Origin of the sequence: Stagnihabitans lacustris (assembly GCF_025950525.1) — a bacterium.
In the GTDB taxonomy this organism is placed as follows: Bacteria; Pseudomonadota; Alphaproteobacteria; order Rhodobacterales; family Rhodobacteraceae; genus Stagnihabitans.
In genome coordinates this window covers 16127-31624 of the sequence record NZ_JAPDGS010000011.1, presented here as the reverse complement: position 1 = coordinate 31624, position 15498 = coordinate 16127, and the positions used below count along the sequence as shown (strand labels likewise).

Sequence of the window (15498 nt, the reverse complement as noted above, 5' to 3'; positions counted from 1 at the left end):
GCACAGGCCGAAGGAGCAGATGATGACAGACCCCAACCCAAGAATAACCCATGGCACCGAGGCCAAGTCGCTGCGGATGGTCATCCTGTCGGTCGGGCTTTTGCTGCTGCTTGCGGCGCTGGACCAGTCCATCGTCTCGACCGCCCTGCCCCGGATCGTCAAGGACCTGGGCGGGCTGGAGCATCTGAGCTGGGTGGTCACGGCCTATATCCTGACCTCGACCGTGGTGGCGCCCCTGTATGGCAAGCTGGGGGACCTTTATGGGCGGCGGAACACGATCTTTGCCTCGGTCGGGATTTTCCTTTTGGGGTCATTGGCTTGCGGCTTGGCGGGGACGATGACGCAACTGATCCTGGCGCGCGCCTTGCAGGGCATGGGCGGCGGCGGGCTTTTCGTGCTGGCGCTGTCGGTGGTGGGCGATGCCGTCCCGCCGCAGGACCGCGGCAAGATCCAGGGCGTCTTTGCAGCGGTCTTTTCGGTGTCGTCGGTGATCGGCCCCTTTGCGGGCGGCTGGCTGACCGAACATGCCGATTGGCACTGGATCTTCTTTATCAACCTGCCCCTGGGCGCCTTAGCGCTGGTGGGGTTCGCCCTGTCCTTCAAGCCGCGCGGCACGCGGGTCAGCCATCAGATCGACTGGTGGGGCGCGTTTGCGCTGACCATCGGCGTCGGCGGGCTGACGCTTTGGACCTCGTTGGGCGGGCGCAGCTTTGCCTGGGGCTCGGGGCTTAGCCTGGGAATGATCGCGGTCAGCCTGGCGGCGCTGGCGGCCTTTGTGCGCATCGAGACCACCGCCAAAGAGCCGATCCTTCCGCTGTGGCTGTTCAAGATGAACGTCTTCTGGGTCACATCGGTTCTGGGCTTTGTCGTGGGGGCGGCGATGTTTGGCGCGGTGACGTTCCTGCCGATCTATCTGCAGATTGCCACCGGATCGACGCCCACCAACTCGGGGCTGGAGCTGATCCCGCTGACCGTGGGCATCCTGACGGCCTCGACGCTGGCGGGGCGCTATATGGGGCGGACGGGGCGGTATCTGATCCTGCCGAAACTGGGGATGAGCGGGCTGGCCATCGGCCTTCTGGGCCTGGCGCAGATCACGGCCACGACGCCCTATCCGATCTTTGCCGGGCTGTTGCTGGTCATGGGGCTGGGCATGGGCTGCATCTTTCCGGTGGTCACGACCGCGGTGCAAAACGCCGTGCCGCGGCACACTTTGGGCACGGCCACGGCGGCGGGCATCCTGTTGCGGCAGTTGGGCGGCGCGCTTGGCGTGGCGGCCTTTGGGGCGATCTTTTCGGCCAGCCTTTTCGCGCAACTGGGCGAGGCGGCAAGCCAGGTCTCTGTCGGCGAGGGCGGGTCAGGCATCGACCCGGCCCAGGCCGCGGCCATGGCCGATGCGGTCGTTCTGGCGATCCATCCGATCTATTGGATCGCGGGGATTGCCGCGCTTGTGGGCCTGGCCTTCGCCTTCTTGCTAGAGGAAGTCCCCCTGGTCAACCGCGTGCCGCCCCGGGGTGAATAAGGGGCGAATGACGCCTGCAACATTTGCAAACCGCCCAAGAAACGGGCGGTTTGCAAAACTCCCCCCCGGGCTTTGCGGAAATCTTGCGCGAAGCGGGGGGCTCCCCCCTTGCGCTGCGGTGCAGCACCCATAAAGTGCCGGGTCAAACCTGCGACACGAACGCACAGGGATGAAGGGGCCTGCCTATGACCGTTTTCAAGAAAATTCTCATCGCCAACCGGGGTGAGATCGCCATCCGCGTCATGCGGGCCGCCAATGAGATGGGCAAGAAGACGGTCGCCGTCTATGCCGAGGAAGACAAGCTGTCGCTGCACCGGTTCAAGGCCGACGAGGCCTATTTGATCGGTGAGGGCCTGTCGCCGGTCGGCGCCTATCTGTCGATTTCCGAGATCATCCGGGTCGCCAAGGAATCGGGCGCCGATGCCATCCATCCGGGCTATGGGCTTTTGTCGGAAAACCCCGACCTGGTCGAGGCTTGCGACCAGAACGGCATCACCTTCATCGGGCCGCGGGCCGAGACGATGCGCGCGCTGGGCGACAAGGCCTCGGCGCGGCGTGTGGCGATCGAGGCGGGCGTTCCGGTCATTCCCGCGACCGAGGTCCTGGGCAACGACTTTACCGCCATCAAGGCACAAGCGGCCGAGGTGGGCTATCCCCTGATGCTCAAGGCGTCCTGGGGCGGCGGCGGGCGGGGCATGCGCCCGGTGAACAACCCCGAAGAGCTTGAGGCCAAGGTGCTGGAGGGCCGGCGCGAGGCCGAAGCCGCCTTTGGCAACGGCGAGGGCTATCTTGAGAAGATGATTCTTCGTGCCCGCCACGTCGAGGTTCAGATCCTGGGCGACAAACAGGGCAATGTCTGGCACCTGTGGGAGCGCGATTGCACCGTTCAGCGCCGCAATCAAAAGGTGGTCGAGCGCGCCCCCGCCCCCTACCTGACCCCCGAACAGCGCGCCGATGTCTGCGAAATGGCGCGCCGCATCTGCGCCCATGTCGGCTATGAATGTGCCGGCACGGTCGAGTTCCTGATGGATATGGACAGCCAGAAGTTCTACTTCATCGAGGTGAACCCCCGCGTTCAGGTCGAACACACCGTGACCGAACAAGTCACCGGCATCGACATCGTCCAGGCGCAAATTCTGATCGAAGAGGGCAAGACCCTGCCCCAGGCCACCGGTGTGGCCAGCCAAGCCGATGTCAAGCTGAACGGCCATGCGGTCCAGTGCCGGGTGACGACCGAAGACCCGCAGAACAACTTCATCCCGGATTACGGCCGCCTGACCGCCTATCGTTCCGCCACCGGCAACGGCATCCGTCTGGACGGCGGCACGGCCTATGCGGGGTCGGTCATCACGCGCTATTACGACTCGCTCTTGGTCAAGGTGACGGCCTGGGCGCAAACGCCCGAGGCTGCGATCCACCGCATGGACCGCGCCTTGCGCGAGTTCCGTATTCGCGGCGTCAGCACGAATATCGAATTCGTCATCAACCTGCTGAAACATCCGACCTTCCTGGACTACTCCTATACGACCAAGTTCATCGACACGACGCCCGACCTGTTCCAGTTCTCGAAACGTCAGGACCGGGCGACCAAGATCCTGACCTATATCGCCGATATCACGGTGAATGGGCATCCCGAGACGGCAGGCCGCGCCAAGCCCCATGCCGAGGCCCGCAAGGCCCGCGCCCCCAAGGCCAAGTCCGAACCGCCGATGGGCACGCGCAACCTGCTGGAGCAAAAGGGTCCCAAGGCGGTCGCCGACTGGATGCTGAAACAGCAAAAGGTCCTGATCACCGATACAACGATGCGCGACGGCCACCAGTCGCTTTTGGCGACCCGGATGCGGTCGATCGACATGATCAAGGTGGCGCCGGCCTATGCGGGCAACCTGTCGCAGCTGTTCAGTGTCGAGTGCTGGGGCGGCGCGACCTTTGACGTGGCCTATCGCTTCTTGCAGGAATGTCCCTGGCAGCGCCTGCGCGAGTTGCGCGCCCATATGCCCAACCTGATGACGCAGATGCTGCTGCGCGCCTCCAACGGCGTGGGTTACACGAACTATCCCGACAACGTGGTCCAGGCCTTTGTGGCGCAGGCGGCGGCTTCGGGGGTGGACGTGTTCCGGGTGTTCGACAGCCTGAACTGGGTCGACAACATGCGCGTCGCGATGGACGCCGTGCTTGAGGCGAACAAGCTTTGCGAAGGCACGATCTGTTATACCGGCGACATGCTGGACCCCAACCGGGCCAAGTATAACCTGAAATACTACGTCGATCGGGCGCGGGAACTGCGGGATGCGGGCGCGCATGTGCTGGGGCTGAAGGATATGGCGGGGCTGTTGAAGCCCGCCGCAGCACGTCTTTTGGTCAAGACGCTGAAGCAGGAAGTCGGCCTGCCGGTGCATTTCCACACCCATGACACCTCGGGCGCTGCGGCTGCGACCATTCTGGCCGCTTGCGATGCCGGCGTCGATGCCGTGGATGCGGCGATGGACGCCTTCAGCGGTGGCACGTCCCAGCCCTGCCTGGGTTCCATCGTCGAGGCGCTCCGCCACACCGACCGTGACACCGGCCTGGACATCGCCGCCATCCGCGAGATCTCGAACTACTGGGAGGCGGTGCGCGGCCAATATGCGGCCTTCGAGTCAAGCCTCCAGGCCCCGGCCTCGGAAGTCTATTTGCACGAAATGCCCGGCGGCCAGTTCACCAACCTGAAAGCCCAAGCGCGGTCCTTGGGGCTGGAGGAACGCTGGCACGAAGTGGCGCAGGCCTATGCCGACGCCAACCAGATGTTCGGTGACATCGTCAAGGTCACGCCCTCGTCCAAGGTCGTGGGCGACATGGCGTTGATGATGGTGGCGCAAGACCTGACCCGCGCCCAGGTCGAGGACCCCTCGGTCGAAGTCTCCTTCCCCGAATCGGTGGTGGACATGATGAAGGGCAACCTCGGCCAACCCCATGGCGGCTGGCCCGCGGGCATCCAGAAAAAGGTCCTGAAGGGCGAGGCGCCCATGCTGACCCGCCCGGGCGCCTCCCTGCCTCCGGTGGACCTTGACGCGACCCGGCTGAAACTGGCCGCCGAACTGGGCCGCCCGGTGGATGACGAGGATCTGAACGGATATCTCATGTATCCCAAGGTCTTCACCGACTATATGTCCCGCCACGAGGCCTATGGCCCGGTGCGCGTCCTGCCGACCAAGACCTTCTTTTACGGCATGGACGCGGGCGAAGAGATCAGTGCCGAAATCGACCCCGGCAAGACGCTGGAAATCCGCCTGCAAGCCGTGGGCGAGACGACCGAAGAGGGCGAGGTCAAGGTCTTCTTTGAACTCAACGGCCAACCCCGCGTCATCCGCGTCCCCAACCGCGCGATCAAGGCCAAGACCGCGGCCAAGCCCAAGGCGATGGAATCGAACCCCAACCATATCGGCGCGCCTATGCCGGGGTCGATTGCCAGCGTGGCGGCCAAGGTCGGCATGAAGGTCAATGCGGGCGACCTGCTGTTGACCATCGAGGCGATGAAGATGGAGACCGGCATCCATGCCGACCGGGCCGGCGTGATCACCGCCGTCCATATCCATCCCGGCGCTCAGGTCGAGGCCAAGGACCTGCTGGTGGAACTGGAATGAAAGCGCTTCTCCTGACCCTGATGCTCTCTTCGGCCGCCCTGGCCGAGGAGACCACCTTCGCCGTTGATCCGTCGGACCCTGCCCTTCAGGCCGCGACTCAAGAGGCTCTGACCACCCTGCCCACCTTTCTGGAACAGGTCGTGGGCCCGCGCGGCGTGGCCAAGGATGGCGCGGCGATCAAGGCTTGCTTCCAGACGGGCGACACGGCCCATCCCTCGGAATGTTTCTGGTTCGCGCCCTTCATCCTTCTGCCCGATGGCAAGATCGCCGGCATGTCGATGAATGCCGGGGTCTATGCCAAGGAGATCAAGGCCGACCAGGCGCTGAACTTCGACCGAACCCAGGTAGCGGATTGGGGCTGGCGACCGGGCGATGGCAAGGCCTGGGGCGAATATACAACCCGCGCGATCTTTGCCGCCGAGGAGCTGGACGCCGCGGCCCTGCTGGGCCTGCCCTTCTCGGACACGCCCCTGCCGCCCGAGTGGAAATAGGCCCCTAGGCTTTCATACTGACTAAAATATTCCGGGGGTCCGGGGGCAGCGCCCCCGGCCTTTTTTTTCCTGCGGGCAGCGCCCCCGGCCTTTTTTTCCTGCGGGCAGCGCCCCCGGCCTTTTTCCTGCGGGCAGCGCCCCCAGCCTTTTTCCTGCGGGCAGCGCCCCCAGCCTTGCGCCCATGAAACTTGCGCCCACGAAAAAGGCCGCCAGGATCGCTCCTGGCGGCCTTTCCATCGTCCAAGCCTGGATCAGGCCGGGATGGTGCCAGCTTCTTGCGCGGCCTTCAGCTCGTCGGCCGACAGTTGGCCATCGGCGTCGGTGTCAGCGGCCTTGAATGCGTCGTCGGTCAGGTCCGGGAAAGCGGCCTTCAGCTCTTCGATCGAAAAGGTGCCATTGGCATCGGTGTCTGCAATGTCGGTGGCCAGGGCTGCGACCGAGGTCAGGGCAACGAGGGCGGCGGCCAGAACGGTGTGCTTCATCTTGTTCTCCAGTAATTCCAGGGGCCCAAGCGGCCCCATGCGAAGGATATGACCTTCGCCGCGCAACCTACTGATACAGCGCCGGAAATCCAGATGCTCATGCTTTGGATCACGGGCATTTTACTGCGGCTGCAAAAGGGATTGACGCGCTGCAGCGAAAGGCGTTGGAAGAAAGGTTGACCGCGGGCCAGGCGACATTGGTCAGAGCGATTCCACCTCCGGTTGCGCGTCCACTTTTTTCGCGCCGCTTTCGTTTTCCCCCTTGCAGCCTCCCCGGCCTTTCCGTAAATCCCCCGCTACGGAGTGCGGGCGTAGCTCAGGGGTAGAGCATAACCTTGCCAAGGTTAGGGTCGAGGGTTCGAATCCCTTCGCCCGCTCCAGTTTGAAAGGGCGCCTCAGGGCGCCCTTTTCAATTTCATCCTCCTCAACTCCACCACAGCCAGCGTCAGCAGCCAGGACCCCCAGGCGGTGATCTGATAGGTCTCGGCCACGGTCCAGCCCATCGCCAGCAGCGGCATCATCACCACCCGCAGCGACACCGCCGCAAAGGTCAGCGCCATCGACCGCTCCATCCAGACCCGATGCCGGGCCAGGTCGCGCCGCAGGGCCGCCGCCACCCCAAGCGCGGTAAAGCCGATCCACAGCACCGCCAGCACGCCAAACCCGGTCCGCGCAAAGCTGGATGCAACCGAAACCGGCAAAAGCATCAGCGAGGACAGGGCCGCCACCAGGACCGAAACCGCATAGGCCCGCCCTGCCCAACGGTGCAGCGCATCCTTGCGCGTCCGCAGCTGCAGCGGCATCAGCGCCAGAGCGATGGGGGCAAAGATCACATGACCCCAGACGCCCCAGGGCACATGGGCCAGGTAATTCCCCATCTCGGGCATCACCAGCTTCATCGGCAGGAAAAACACCCGCCAGGACAGAAGCGCGATCAACAGCGCAGGCAGGGACAGAAGCCAGAAAACCGGACGGGACATGGAACGCTCCTTGACAGTGTAAAGTCTTCTTGTTGTAGCCCCACGCCTGACAGTGTCAAGCCAGAAACTTGACACTGTCAGGCGGCTTTGCAACAAAGGCACAGCGCCCTTGCCCCGCCTCCCCTTGCCCCGCCTCCCCTTGCCCCGCCTCCCCTTGCCCCGCCTCCCCTTGCCCCGCCTCCCCTTGCCCCGAAAGTCCCCCTTGTCCCGAAATCCCGACGTCTCAGAACAGCCGCCCGCGCCCCAGTCCATCCCAGAGCCGCCCTTGCGTGACCGGCTGATCGAGGCCGGCATGACCCTGCTGGAGCGCGACGGCATCGCCGGCATGTCCCTGCGCAAGACCGCGGCGCTGGCTGGCGTCAGCCATGCCGCTCCCGCCCACCATTTCGACGGCCTGCCCGGGCTGATGACCGCCATCGCCGAGGCGGCCTTTGCCCGCTTTGTCCGCGCGATGGAGGCGGCCATCGCCCGCGCCCCCGCGGACCCCGTCTCGCGGCTGCAGGCGACCTGCGCGGGCTATCTGGACTTTGCGACCCGCCATGCCGGGCTGTTTCACGTCATGTTCCAAAGCGACGCGGTCAGCCATGACGACCCCGCGCTGGTGATGCAATCGGCCCGGGCCTATGACCTGTTGCGGCTGGCCTGCGCGCCCTTTTCGGCCCAACGGGACCAGGCCTTCGAAACCGCGGTCTGGTCTTTGGTCCATGGCTATGCGCTTTTGGGCTTTGCCCCCCGCCTGGGCCAACAGCAAGGCCAGCTGCGGATTCCGGCGTTTTCCGCCTGCCTGTCCCACCTGATCGCAGAAAAATCGTCGCGCGCGGGCCTTGCCCCCCTTGCGCCCCCCGACGCAGGCCGCTAATAGACGCCCCACGGAGTGCGGGCGTAGCTCAGGGGTAGAGCATAACCTTGCCAAGGTTAGGGTCGAGGGTTCGAATCCCTTCGCCCGCTCCAGTTTCAAAGGCGCCGGGTGTTCCCCGGCGCCTTTTGATTTCCGCGCGACCCTCACGATTTTTACCCTTCCTTCACCGCGTAATCCTTTGGGAATCGGGCCGTTACGGCTATCCTGCCGCCCGAGGAAGAAGGGGGATTTCATGCGCCATATCGCGGTTCTGGACATTGGCAAGACCAATGCCAAAGTGCTGAGGGTCGATCTTGCGACGGGGGCCGAAACGCGGGTCTTCAAGACGCCCAATGCGGTCATCCAGGCCGATCCCTATCCGCATTACGATGTGGCGCGGCTTTGGGACTTCTTGGGCGAAAGCCTGCGGGCGCTGGCCGCCGAAGGGCCGCTTGATGCGATCTCGATCACCACCCATGGCGCCTGCGCGGCTCTGGTCGATGACCTGGGGGATCTGGTCCTGCCGATCCTGGATTACGAAGTCGCAGCCCCCGGCGAGGATGAAGACTATGCCCACCTGCGCCCCCCCTTTGCCCAGACCGGCTCGCCCCGCCTGCCCTTGGGGTTGAACCTTGGGGCGCAGATCTTCTGGCTGGAAAAGCACTTCCCCAAGGCCTTTGCCCGCGCCGCCCATTGCCTGATGTATCCGCAATATTGGGCCATGCGGCTGACCGGGGTGGCGGTGTCGGAGGCGACCTCATTGGGCTGTCACACCGACCTCTGGAGCCCCTGGGAGGGTCGGTTTTCGCCGCTGGTCAGCGGCAGGTGGGAGCGTCTGTTCCCCGGGCTGCGCAAGGCCGCCGACCATGCAGCCCTGCGCGATGACCTGGCGCAAGCCTGGGGCGTGCCAAAGGGGCTGCCGGTGCATTTCGGCCTGCATGATTCCAACGCCTCGCTGTTGCCCTATCTGGACGAGGCGCCCTGTGCGGTGGTCTCGTCGGGGACCTGGATGATCTGCATGGCTTTGGGCGGGCGGCGCGTGGCGCTGGATCAGCGCCGCGATGTGCTGATCAACGTGAACGCCCGCGGAGAGCCCACCCCCACCGCCCGCTATATGGGCGGGCGCGAGTTCGACGAGATGACCGGCGGTGTGGTGGTCGAGGGGGCGAATGGCCCCGTGGCGGTGCCCCTGCCCTCGCGCCACCCGGAATGTGGGCCTTTCCCGGGGCTTTTGCAGGTCGAGCTGCCGGGTCAAAGCCCGGCAGAGCGCAGCCTTGCGGCGAGTTGGTATGCCGGGCTGATGACGGCGGAATGTCTGGGCCTGATCGGGGCCGAGGGGCCGATCCATGTCGAGGGGCCCTTTGGCGGCAACCGGGATTTCGCGGTGATGCTGGCCACGGCCACGGGGCGCCCGGTGATCGCTTCGGGGAAGTCGGCGGGCACCGGGCTTGGCGCGGCGCTGCTGGCGGGCCCGGTGCAGGCGGCCCGGGCCGAACGCGCCGCCATCCTGCCGGATGAAACCTTGCGCCCGGTGATCACCGACTGGCGCGCGCGGGTTGCCGAACTTTGGTCCCAGACCTGAGAGGGGGGTTTCCCGCGGTGCGGACAGCGGGCTTACGCCCCCTCTCCGTCCCGCGGGAGGGGGCGGCGCTGGCGCGCCGTTTCAGGGAATGTGCCGGGGGAGGTCTGGAGGGGCCCCGTGGGTCCCTCCAGGCGGGGGGTGCGGGGGGCTGCAAGCCCCCCGCTTCCTCCAGGACCAACCCGAGGCCTTTCAGGCCTCGGGTTGGTCCTGGACCCCCCTTCACGCCATGTAAAACGTCTCGACCAGGTCCACCGCCACGGGGGACCCATCCGGGTTGGTCCGCATGATGTCGCCCATGAAGGCCCACCATTTGCGCATCACGGGATGGGACGGCAGGTCGGCCATGCCGTGCCCCTCGGGCCGCTCCAGATAGCCGAACAGAACCCCTGTCTCACGGTCCAGGTGGATCGAGTAATTCGACACCCCGGCCGCGCGCAACAGCGCCTCCAGCTCTGGCCAGATCGCGTCATGGCGGCGGGTGTATTCCGCCTCCATCCCGGGATTGAGATACATCTTGAACGCGTGGCGCATCATCCCCTCCTGACCCTCTCCCACAGGTTCGGCCCCAGCACCGACAGGATCAACAGGACCCCGATCACCCCGGTCTGGATATGCCCGGTGATATTCGTCAAGGCCATGCCGTTCCGCAGGTTCAAGATGATCAATATGGACAGGATCACCCCCGCCATGCTGCCCTTGCCGCCAAAGATGCTGACCCCGCCCAACAGAACCATCGTGATCACGTCCAGCTCGAAGCCCACCCCGGCGTCGCCCCGCACCGACCCCAGCCTGGCCGCATAAAGCACCCCGGCCAGCGCCGCCATGCTGGAGACCATGACGAAAAGCGTGGTCTTGACCCGCGCAACATCCAGGCCAGAGAACCGCGCCACCTCGGCATTGGTGCCGATCACCACGACCTGACGCCCGAACCCCGTGCGATGCAGCAGAACCCCCAGCCCGACCGAAAAGCCCAGGAACAGCCACAGCGACAGCGGGATCGGCCCCAGAAACCCCTTTTGCCCCAGCGTGGTGAACCACAGCGGGAAATCCCCCATGCTCTGATCCTTGACCAATATCCGCGCCACGCCGCGGAACATGATCAGCATGGCCAGCGTCACAACCAGCGAAGGTATCCCCATCCGCGCGATCAAGACCGCGTTGATCAACCCCGCCACCGGCCCGACCATCAGCGCCGCGACCACGGCCCAGGGCGCGGCCACCCCCTCATGCACCAGATAGCCGAAGACACAGGCCGACAGCCCCAGGACCGAACTGACCGACAAGTCGATCTCGGCATTCAGGATCACCAGGGTCATGACCAGGGCGAGGATGATCTTTTCAATCGACAGCTGGAACAGGTTGATCTGGTTTTGCAGCGTCAGGAACTCTGGCGCCAGAACCGCATTGGCGGCCAGGGTCGCCAGAAACAACAGGGCAAGCATACCCTCCCACGACTTCAAGCGCATCTCAGGTCTCCTTCCGCGCCAGGCGGCCCAATTGGCGCGACATGACCGTATCCACCGTCACCGCCGCCATGATCAGGAAGCCCAGCAAAGCATCGCGCCAGAACTCGGACACCAGTTCCCAACGCGTTAGGGAATTGTCGATCGTGTCGACCAAAAGCGTGCCGATCACCACGCCGACCATCGACCCCGACCCGCCCAGCACCGACACCCCGCCCACAACGACGGCCGCCACCGATTTCAGCTCCATCCCCATGCCCGCGACCACGGTGATATTGCCGAACTTGGCGAGGAACAGGAACCCCGACAGCCCAGCCAAGGCGCCCGACAGGACAAAGGACCAAAAGACCACCTGCCCCGCATTGATCCCCGCCATGACAGCCGCATCGGGGTTCGAGCCCACCGCAAAGACCCGCCGCGCCGCCCGCAACCGTGACAGACACAGCCCCATGACCACGGCCGAGGCCAAGGCCAGCACCACCGTCACCCGCACATCCAGTCCGAAAACCGAAAAGGCATTGGCCTGCGGAAGGTCAACCAGCCAGGCCGGAAGGCTGGCCGTCGTGATCGTGCGCGCATCGGAATATTCCACAAGGAAGGACCGCAACAGCGCCAGTGTCCCCAGCGTCACGATGATCGAGGGCACACGGCCCCAGGCCACCAGCACCCCGTTGATCGCGCCAAGCCCGGCCCCGATCCCCATGGCCATCACACAGACCAGCACCGGCGGCAGGTCGGGAAACTGCCCCAGGATGTCGCCGGTCATATAGGCGACCACCCCCACGATCGACCCCACCGACAGGTCGATGTTGCGCGTGATGACAACGATGGCCTGCGCCACCGCCAAAGGCAGGATCACCGCCGCCGAGGTCGTGATCCGGGTGAACATCCGCGCCGACAGATATCCGTCGATCTGGGTCGAGAAAAACAGCACCGTGGCCAGCAAAGCCACGGCCAGCGCCAGAATGCGCAGGGTTTGCGGATGCATCAGGCGGCTCCTTTTATGTCGTGGCCCGCAGCAAGGCCGATGACGCGTTCCTGTGTCGCCTCGGCGATGGGCAATATCCCGGCTTGGGTGCCCTCGCGCATCACCAGCACGCGGTCTGCCAAGGCCAGGACCTCGGGCAGGTCAGAGGAGATCACGATGACCGCGACACCCTGCCCGGCCAGCGTGCGGATGATGTTATGGACCTCGGCCTTGGCGCCGACGTCGATGCCGCGGGTCGGCTCGTCAAAGATCAGGATGCGCGGCTTGGTCTCCAGCCATTTGGCCAGCATGACCTTTTGCTGATTGCCGCCCGACAGCTTGCCGACCTCGACGCCGGTATCGGCCGCCTTGATCGCCAGTTGCTTGCGATAGGTCTCGGCCATGGCAAGCTCTGCTTTGCGGTCGATCAGACCCAAAAGGCCCATCAGCTTGCGAAGACTGGCCAAGGAGATATTGGCAAAGATCGGCAGGCTCATGGCCAGGCCCATCTTGCGGCGGTCCTCGGACACATAGGCGATCTGATGGCCCATCGCCTCGGCAGGGGTGCGGATCGTCACGGGGGCGCCGTCGATGCGGATCGTGCCTTCGGTGGCGGGGGCGATGCCGAACACCGCCAGCGCCACATCGGTGCGGCGCGCGCCCACAAGGCCCGCGAAACACAGGACTTCCCCCGCATGGACCGTGGCATGGATGCCGCGAAAGACCCCGGCGCGGCCAAGGCCCTGCAGTTCCAGCACCGGCGCGCCGTGCGGGCTGGCCTCGGTCTTGACGGCAAAGGAGTCAATCGCGCGGCCCACCATGTCATGGACCAGGCCATCGGGCGTGACCTCGGCGATGGGGCGGGTGGAAATATGGCTGCCGTCGCGGATCACGGTGACGCGGTCGGCGATCTGGAAGATCTCGTCCAACCTATGACTGATATAGATGACCGAAACCCCCTGCGCCTTCAGCGCGCGGGCGATGGTCAAAAGGCGGGCAACCTCATGCGCGGACAGGCTGGCGGTAGGCTCGTCCATGATCAGGACCTTGACGTTCAACGACAGCGCCCGGGCGATTTCCACCGTCTGCTGTTCGGCCAGCGTCAGACCCGAAGCCGCGCGGCGCACGTCCAGCTTGACGCCCAGTTGCGCCACGATCTGGTCGGCCTGCGCATACATGCGGCGCCAGTTCATCACCGCGCCCTCGTTGCGGTTCGAAATGAAGATATTCTCGGCCACATCCAGATCGGGGAAAACCATTGGCTCTTGATAGATCGCGGCGATCCCGTGGCTTTGTGCGTCCTGGGTGCCGCGCAAGACGACAGGGGCGCCGCCCACCAGAATATCCCCCCGGTCGGGCTGATGCACCCCGGTCATGATCTTGATCAGCGTGGATTTCCCCGCGCCGTTCTCGCCCACGATGGCATGGATTTCCCCGGGCTCTATGGCCAGGGACATGTCTTTCAAAGCCGCCGTCGCGGCAAAGCTTTTCGAGACGTGCTGCAAGGACAGAACGGTCAAGTCGGCCACCAATGTCAGGGGGAAAGAGGGCGGGACCCCAGGGCCCCGCCACAGAAGATGTCAGGCGACTTACTTCGAGGCCGCTTCGACATTGTCCTTGTTATAGACCGTGAAGGGCCCCATCAGCACGCGCTTGGCGCCTTCGCGGCCCGGATCGGCCTCGATGGTGAAATCGCCCATGCGGCCCGCGGTGAAGGTCTCGCCGACCTCACCCTTGATGGCACCGGTGGCCAGCATGTAAGAGGTATAGGTGGTCAGATACCCCAGGTCGACGAAGGACCACAGCGCGAATTCCGGCGCGCAGCCGTTCATCGTATAGCTGACCATTTCGGCGGGCAGACCCAGACCCGACACCTTGACCTTGTCGCACAGCTTTTCGTCCTGCATGGCCTTGGCCGCCGCCACGATGCCGACCGTGGTCGGCGCCATGATGACCTTCAGGTCGGGGTATTTGTCGACCAGACCCAGGGCCTTGTTGTAGGATTCTTCCGACTGGTCATTGCCATAGACGACATCGACCAGCTTCAGGTCCTTGTATTTGGCGTCTTCCGCCAGGGTCTTCTTCATCGCCTCGATCCAGGCGTTCTGGTTGGCGGCGTCCGGCGAGGCCGACAGCACCGCGAACTCACCCGCGCCGCCGGTCATCGACATGACCATATCGGCCATCACCACACCGATGGACCCGAAATCGACCTGAGCCACGAAGACCGATTCGCCCTTGCCCGAGGGGATCGGGCTGTCCCAGGTCACGACCTTGGTGCCCGCAGCCTGCGCGGCCTCGGCCACGGCGGCGATCTGGTCGCCGGCGTTGTTCGACAGCATGACCACGCCCTGCTTTTGGGTCGTGGCGGTGGTCAGCATCTCGATTTGCCCTGCGGCCGAGTTTTCCGGGGTCGGCCCGATGTATTGATAGGTGCCGGTGTTGCCAAGCTCTTTGGCGGCTTCCTGGGCGCCACGGTCGGCCTGATCGAAGGGCAGGATGCCGAGGAACTTGGGCAGCAGCACCAGGTTCACCGCGCCGCCCGGCGTGGCCTTGATGGCTTCAGCCATGACGGCCGAGCCCATGAGGCTGGCAACCAACCCCAAAGCGATTCCGAATTTCTTCATGGTCTTCCTCCCGTTATGGCCGTCAGGCGGCCGTTTGAGTCAACTCCGCACCCGTGACGATGAGGACCTCCACCCCCTGCGCCGCGAGATGTTCTTTCATCGTCCGGGGGATGCCCGGATCGGTGATGACCGTGTGGACGCGCGACAGGGGGCAAACCACCATGTTGCCGCGGGCCTCGAATTTCGAACTGTCGACCAGCAGGATCAGCTTTTCCGCCCGCGACAGAAGTTTCGCCTCGGCCCGCGCCACCAGCGGATCACTTTCGATCACCCCCATGGGGGTCATGGCATAGCAGGACATGAACATCACACCGGCGGCGAAATGCTGGATCGCATCCTCGTCAAAGGGCGACAGGATGATCCCCGCCTCACGGTAGACCTCGCCGCCCGGGACGACGACGCGGTTGGCGCTGTTGGCCACAAGCTCTTGCGCGATGGGGAAAGAGTTGGTCAGAACCTGCATCCGATGCTGGCGCAGGTTTTGCGCCATGAACCAGGTGGTCGATCCGGCGTTCAGGATGATCGAGGCGCCATCCTCGCACAAAGAAGCCGCCTTGGCCGCAATGGCGCGTTTCAGATCGGCATTGGTCGTCTGGCCTGCGCCAAAGGTCGGCGCGGTCAGTTCCGACTGGCCCGAGGCCACCGATTCCGCCCCGCCATGGACACGGCGCAGTTGCCCCGTATCCTCCAGCTTGGCCAGATCGCGGCGCAAGGTGGCCACGGATGCCCCAGTGACGGCGACAAGGTCGGCCACCCGGACGATGCCGCGGTCCTTCAGGCGGGACAGGATCAGATGTTGGCGTTCGATTTCTAACATGTCAGTAGGCTAGTCAGAATCGCTCATATCCGTCAAGAAACAATCGCAATGCTGCATGGCAGAAGATTTTCTGCGACGCAGAATGACGTTTCGTGATTGACGTTGA

The 15498-nt window shown here is 64.7% G+C and carries 13 protein-coding genes and 2 tRNA genes; 7 read left to right on the top strand and 8 right to left on the bottom strand.

Annotated features, from left to right (window positions below; translation table 11 throughout):
* Window positions 1–22: 22 nt before the first annotated feature.
* The 3 genes from NX862_RS17800 to NX862_RS17790 all read left to right on the top strand — a co-directional run bounded on the left by NX862_RS17800 (window position 23) and on the right by NX862_RS17790 (window position 5636).
* Window positions 23–1522 carry an MDR family MFS transporter gene (locus NX862_RS17800; RefSeq protein WP_264495284.1) on the top strand — a complete coding sequence of 500 codons (1500 nt, stop codon included), beginning with the start codon at window positions 23–25 and terminating at the stop codon, window positions 1520–1522.
* A gap of 185 nt (window positions 1523–1707) precedes the next feature.
* Window positions 1708–5145: a pyruvate carboxylase gene (locus tag NX862_RS17795; protein ID WP_264495283.1), complete on the top strand. Its 3438-nt coding sequence runs from the start codon at window positions 1708–1710 to the stop codon at window positions 5143–5145.
* Window positions 5142–5636, top strand: a complete 495-nt coding sequence (locus NX862_RS17790) for a DUF2314 domain-containing protein (RefSeq protein ID WP_264495282.1) — start codon at window positions 5142–5144, stop codon at window positions 5634–5636. Before NX862_RS17795 ends, NX862_RS17790 begins: the two co-directional genes overlap by 4 nt.
* Before the next feature lie 251 nt (window positions 5637–5887).
* On the opposite strand, the gene NX862_RS17785 is transcribed toward NX862_RS17790, so the two are convergent.
* The gene (locus NX862_RS17785) at window positions 5888–6118 is read right to left on the bottom strand and encodes an EF-hand domain-containing protein (RefSeq protein WP_264495281.1); all 231 of its coding nucleotides are present in this window, start codon (window positions 6116–6118) and stop codon (window positions 5888–5890) included.
* Window positions 6119–6423: 305 nt separating this feature from the next.
* Between NX862_RS17785 and NX862_RS17780 the strand changes: the two genes are divergently transcribed.
* Window positions 6424–6498, top strand: a tRNA-Gly gene (locus NX862_RS17780).
* 15 nt (window positions 6499–6513) lie between these two features.
* On the opposite strand, the gene NX862_RS17775 is transcribed toward NX862_RS17780, so the two are convergent.
* Entirely contained in the window at window positions 6514–7098 is a 585-nt protein-coding gene (locus tag NX862_RS17775) for a DUF2306 domain-containing protein (protein ID WP_264495280.1), read from the bottom strand.
* Between the two features lie 265 nt (window positions 7099–7363).
* Between NX862_RS17775 and NX862_RS17770 the strand changes: the two genes are divergently transcribed.
* From NX862_RS17770 to NX862_RS17760, 3 genes are all read left to right on the top strand, one after another.
* On the top strand, window positions 7364–7957 hold the full coding sequence (locus NX862_RS17770; protein ID WP_264495279.1) for a TetR/AcrR family transcriptional regulator: 594 nt from the start codon (window positions 7364–7366) through the stop codon (window positions 7955–7957).
* A gap of 17 nt (window positions 7958–7974) precedes the next feature.
* Window positions 7975–8049, top strand: a tRNA-Gly gene (locus NX862_RS17765).
* 140 nt (window positions 8050–8189) lie between these two features.
* A complete protein-coding gene (locus tag NX862_RS17760; protein ID WP_264495278.1) occupies window positions 8190–9518 on the top strand; it encodes an FGGY-family carbohydrate kinase in 1329 nt (442 codons plus the stop codon).
* Window positions 9519–9737: 219 nt separating this feature from the next.
* Here NX862_RS17760 and rhaM read toward each other — a convergent pair whose 3' ends face one another.
* From rhaM to NX862_RS17730, 6 genes are read right to left on the bottom strand one after another with little or no spacing between them, the layout of a single operon-like run.
* Window positions 9738–10052, bottom strand: a complete 315-nt coding sequence (rhaM, locus tag NX862_RS17755; protein WP_264495277.1) for an L-rhamnose mutarotase — start codon at window positions 10050–10052, stop codon at window positions 9738–9740.
* Entirely contained in the window at window positions 10049–10984 is a 936-nt protein-coding gene (locus NX862_RS17750) for an ABC transporter permease (protein WP_264495276.1), read from the bottom strand. Before NX862_RS17750 ends, rhaM begins: the two co-directional genes overlap by 4 nt.
* Window position 10985: 1 nt before the next feature.
* Entirely contained in the window at window positions 10986–11969 is a 984-nt protein-coding gene (locus tag NX862_RS17745) for an ABC transporter permease (RefSeq protein ID WP_264495275.1), read from the bottom strand.
* Window positions 11969–13477: a sugar ABC transporter ATP-binding protein gene (locus NX862_RS17740; RefSeq protein ID WP_264495274.1), complete on the bottom strand. Its 1509-nt coding sequence runs from the start codon at window positions 13475–13477 to the stop codon at window positions 11969–11971. Before NX862_RS17740 ends, NX862_RS17745 begins: the two co-directional genes overlap by 1 nt.
* Window positions 13478–13537: 60 nt before the next feature.
* Complete coding sequence (locus NX862_RS17735; RefSeq protein ID WP_264495273.1) at window positions 13538–14575, bottom strand: rhamnose ABC transporter substrate-binding protein; 1038 nt, start codon at window positions 14573–14575, stop codon at window positions 13538–13540.
* Window positions 14576–14597: 22 nt separating this feature from the next.
* The gene (locus tag NX862_RS17730; protein WP_264495272.1) at window positions 14598–15392 is read right to left on the bottom strand and encodes a DeoR/GlpR family DNA-binding transcription regulator; all 795 of its coding nucleotides are present in this window, start codon (window positions 15390–15392) and stop codon (window positions 14598–14600) included.
* Between the last annotated feature and the right edge of the window lie 106 nt (window positions 15393–15498).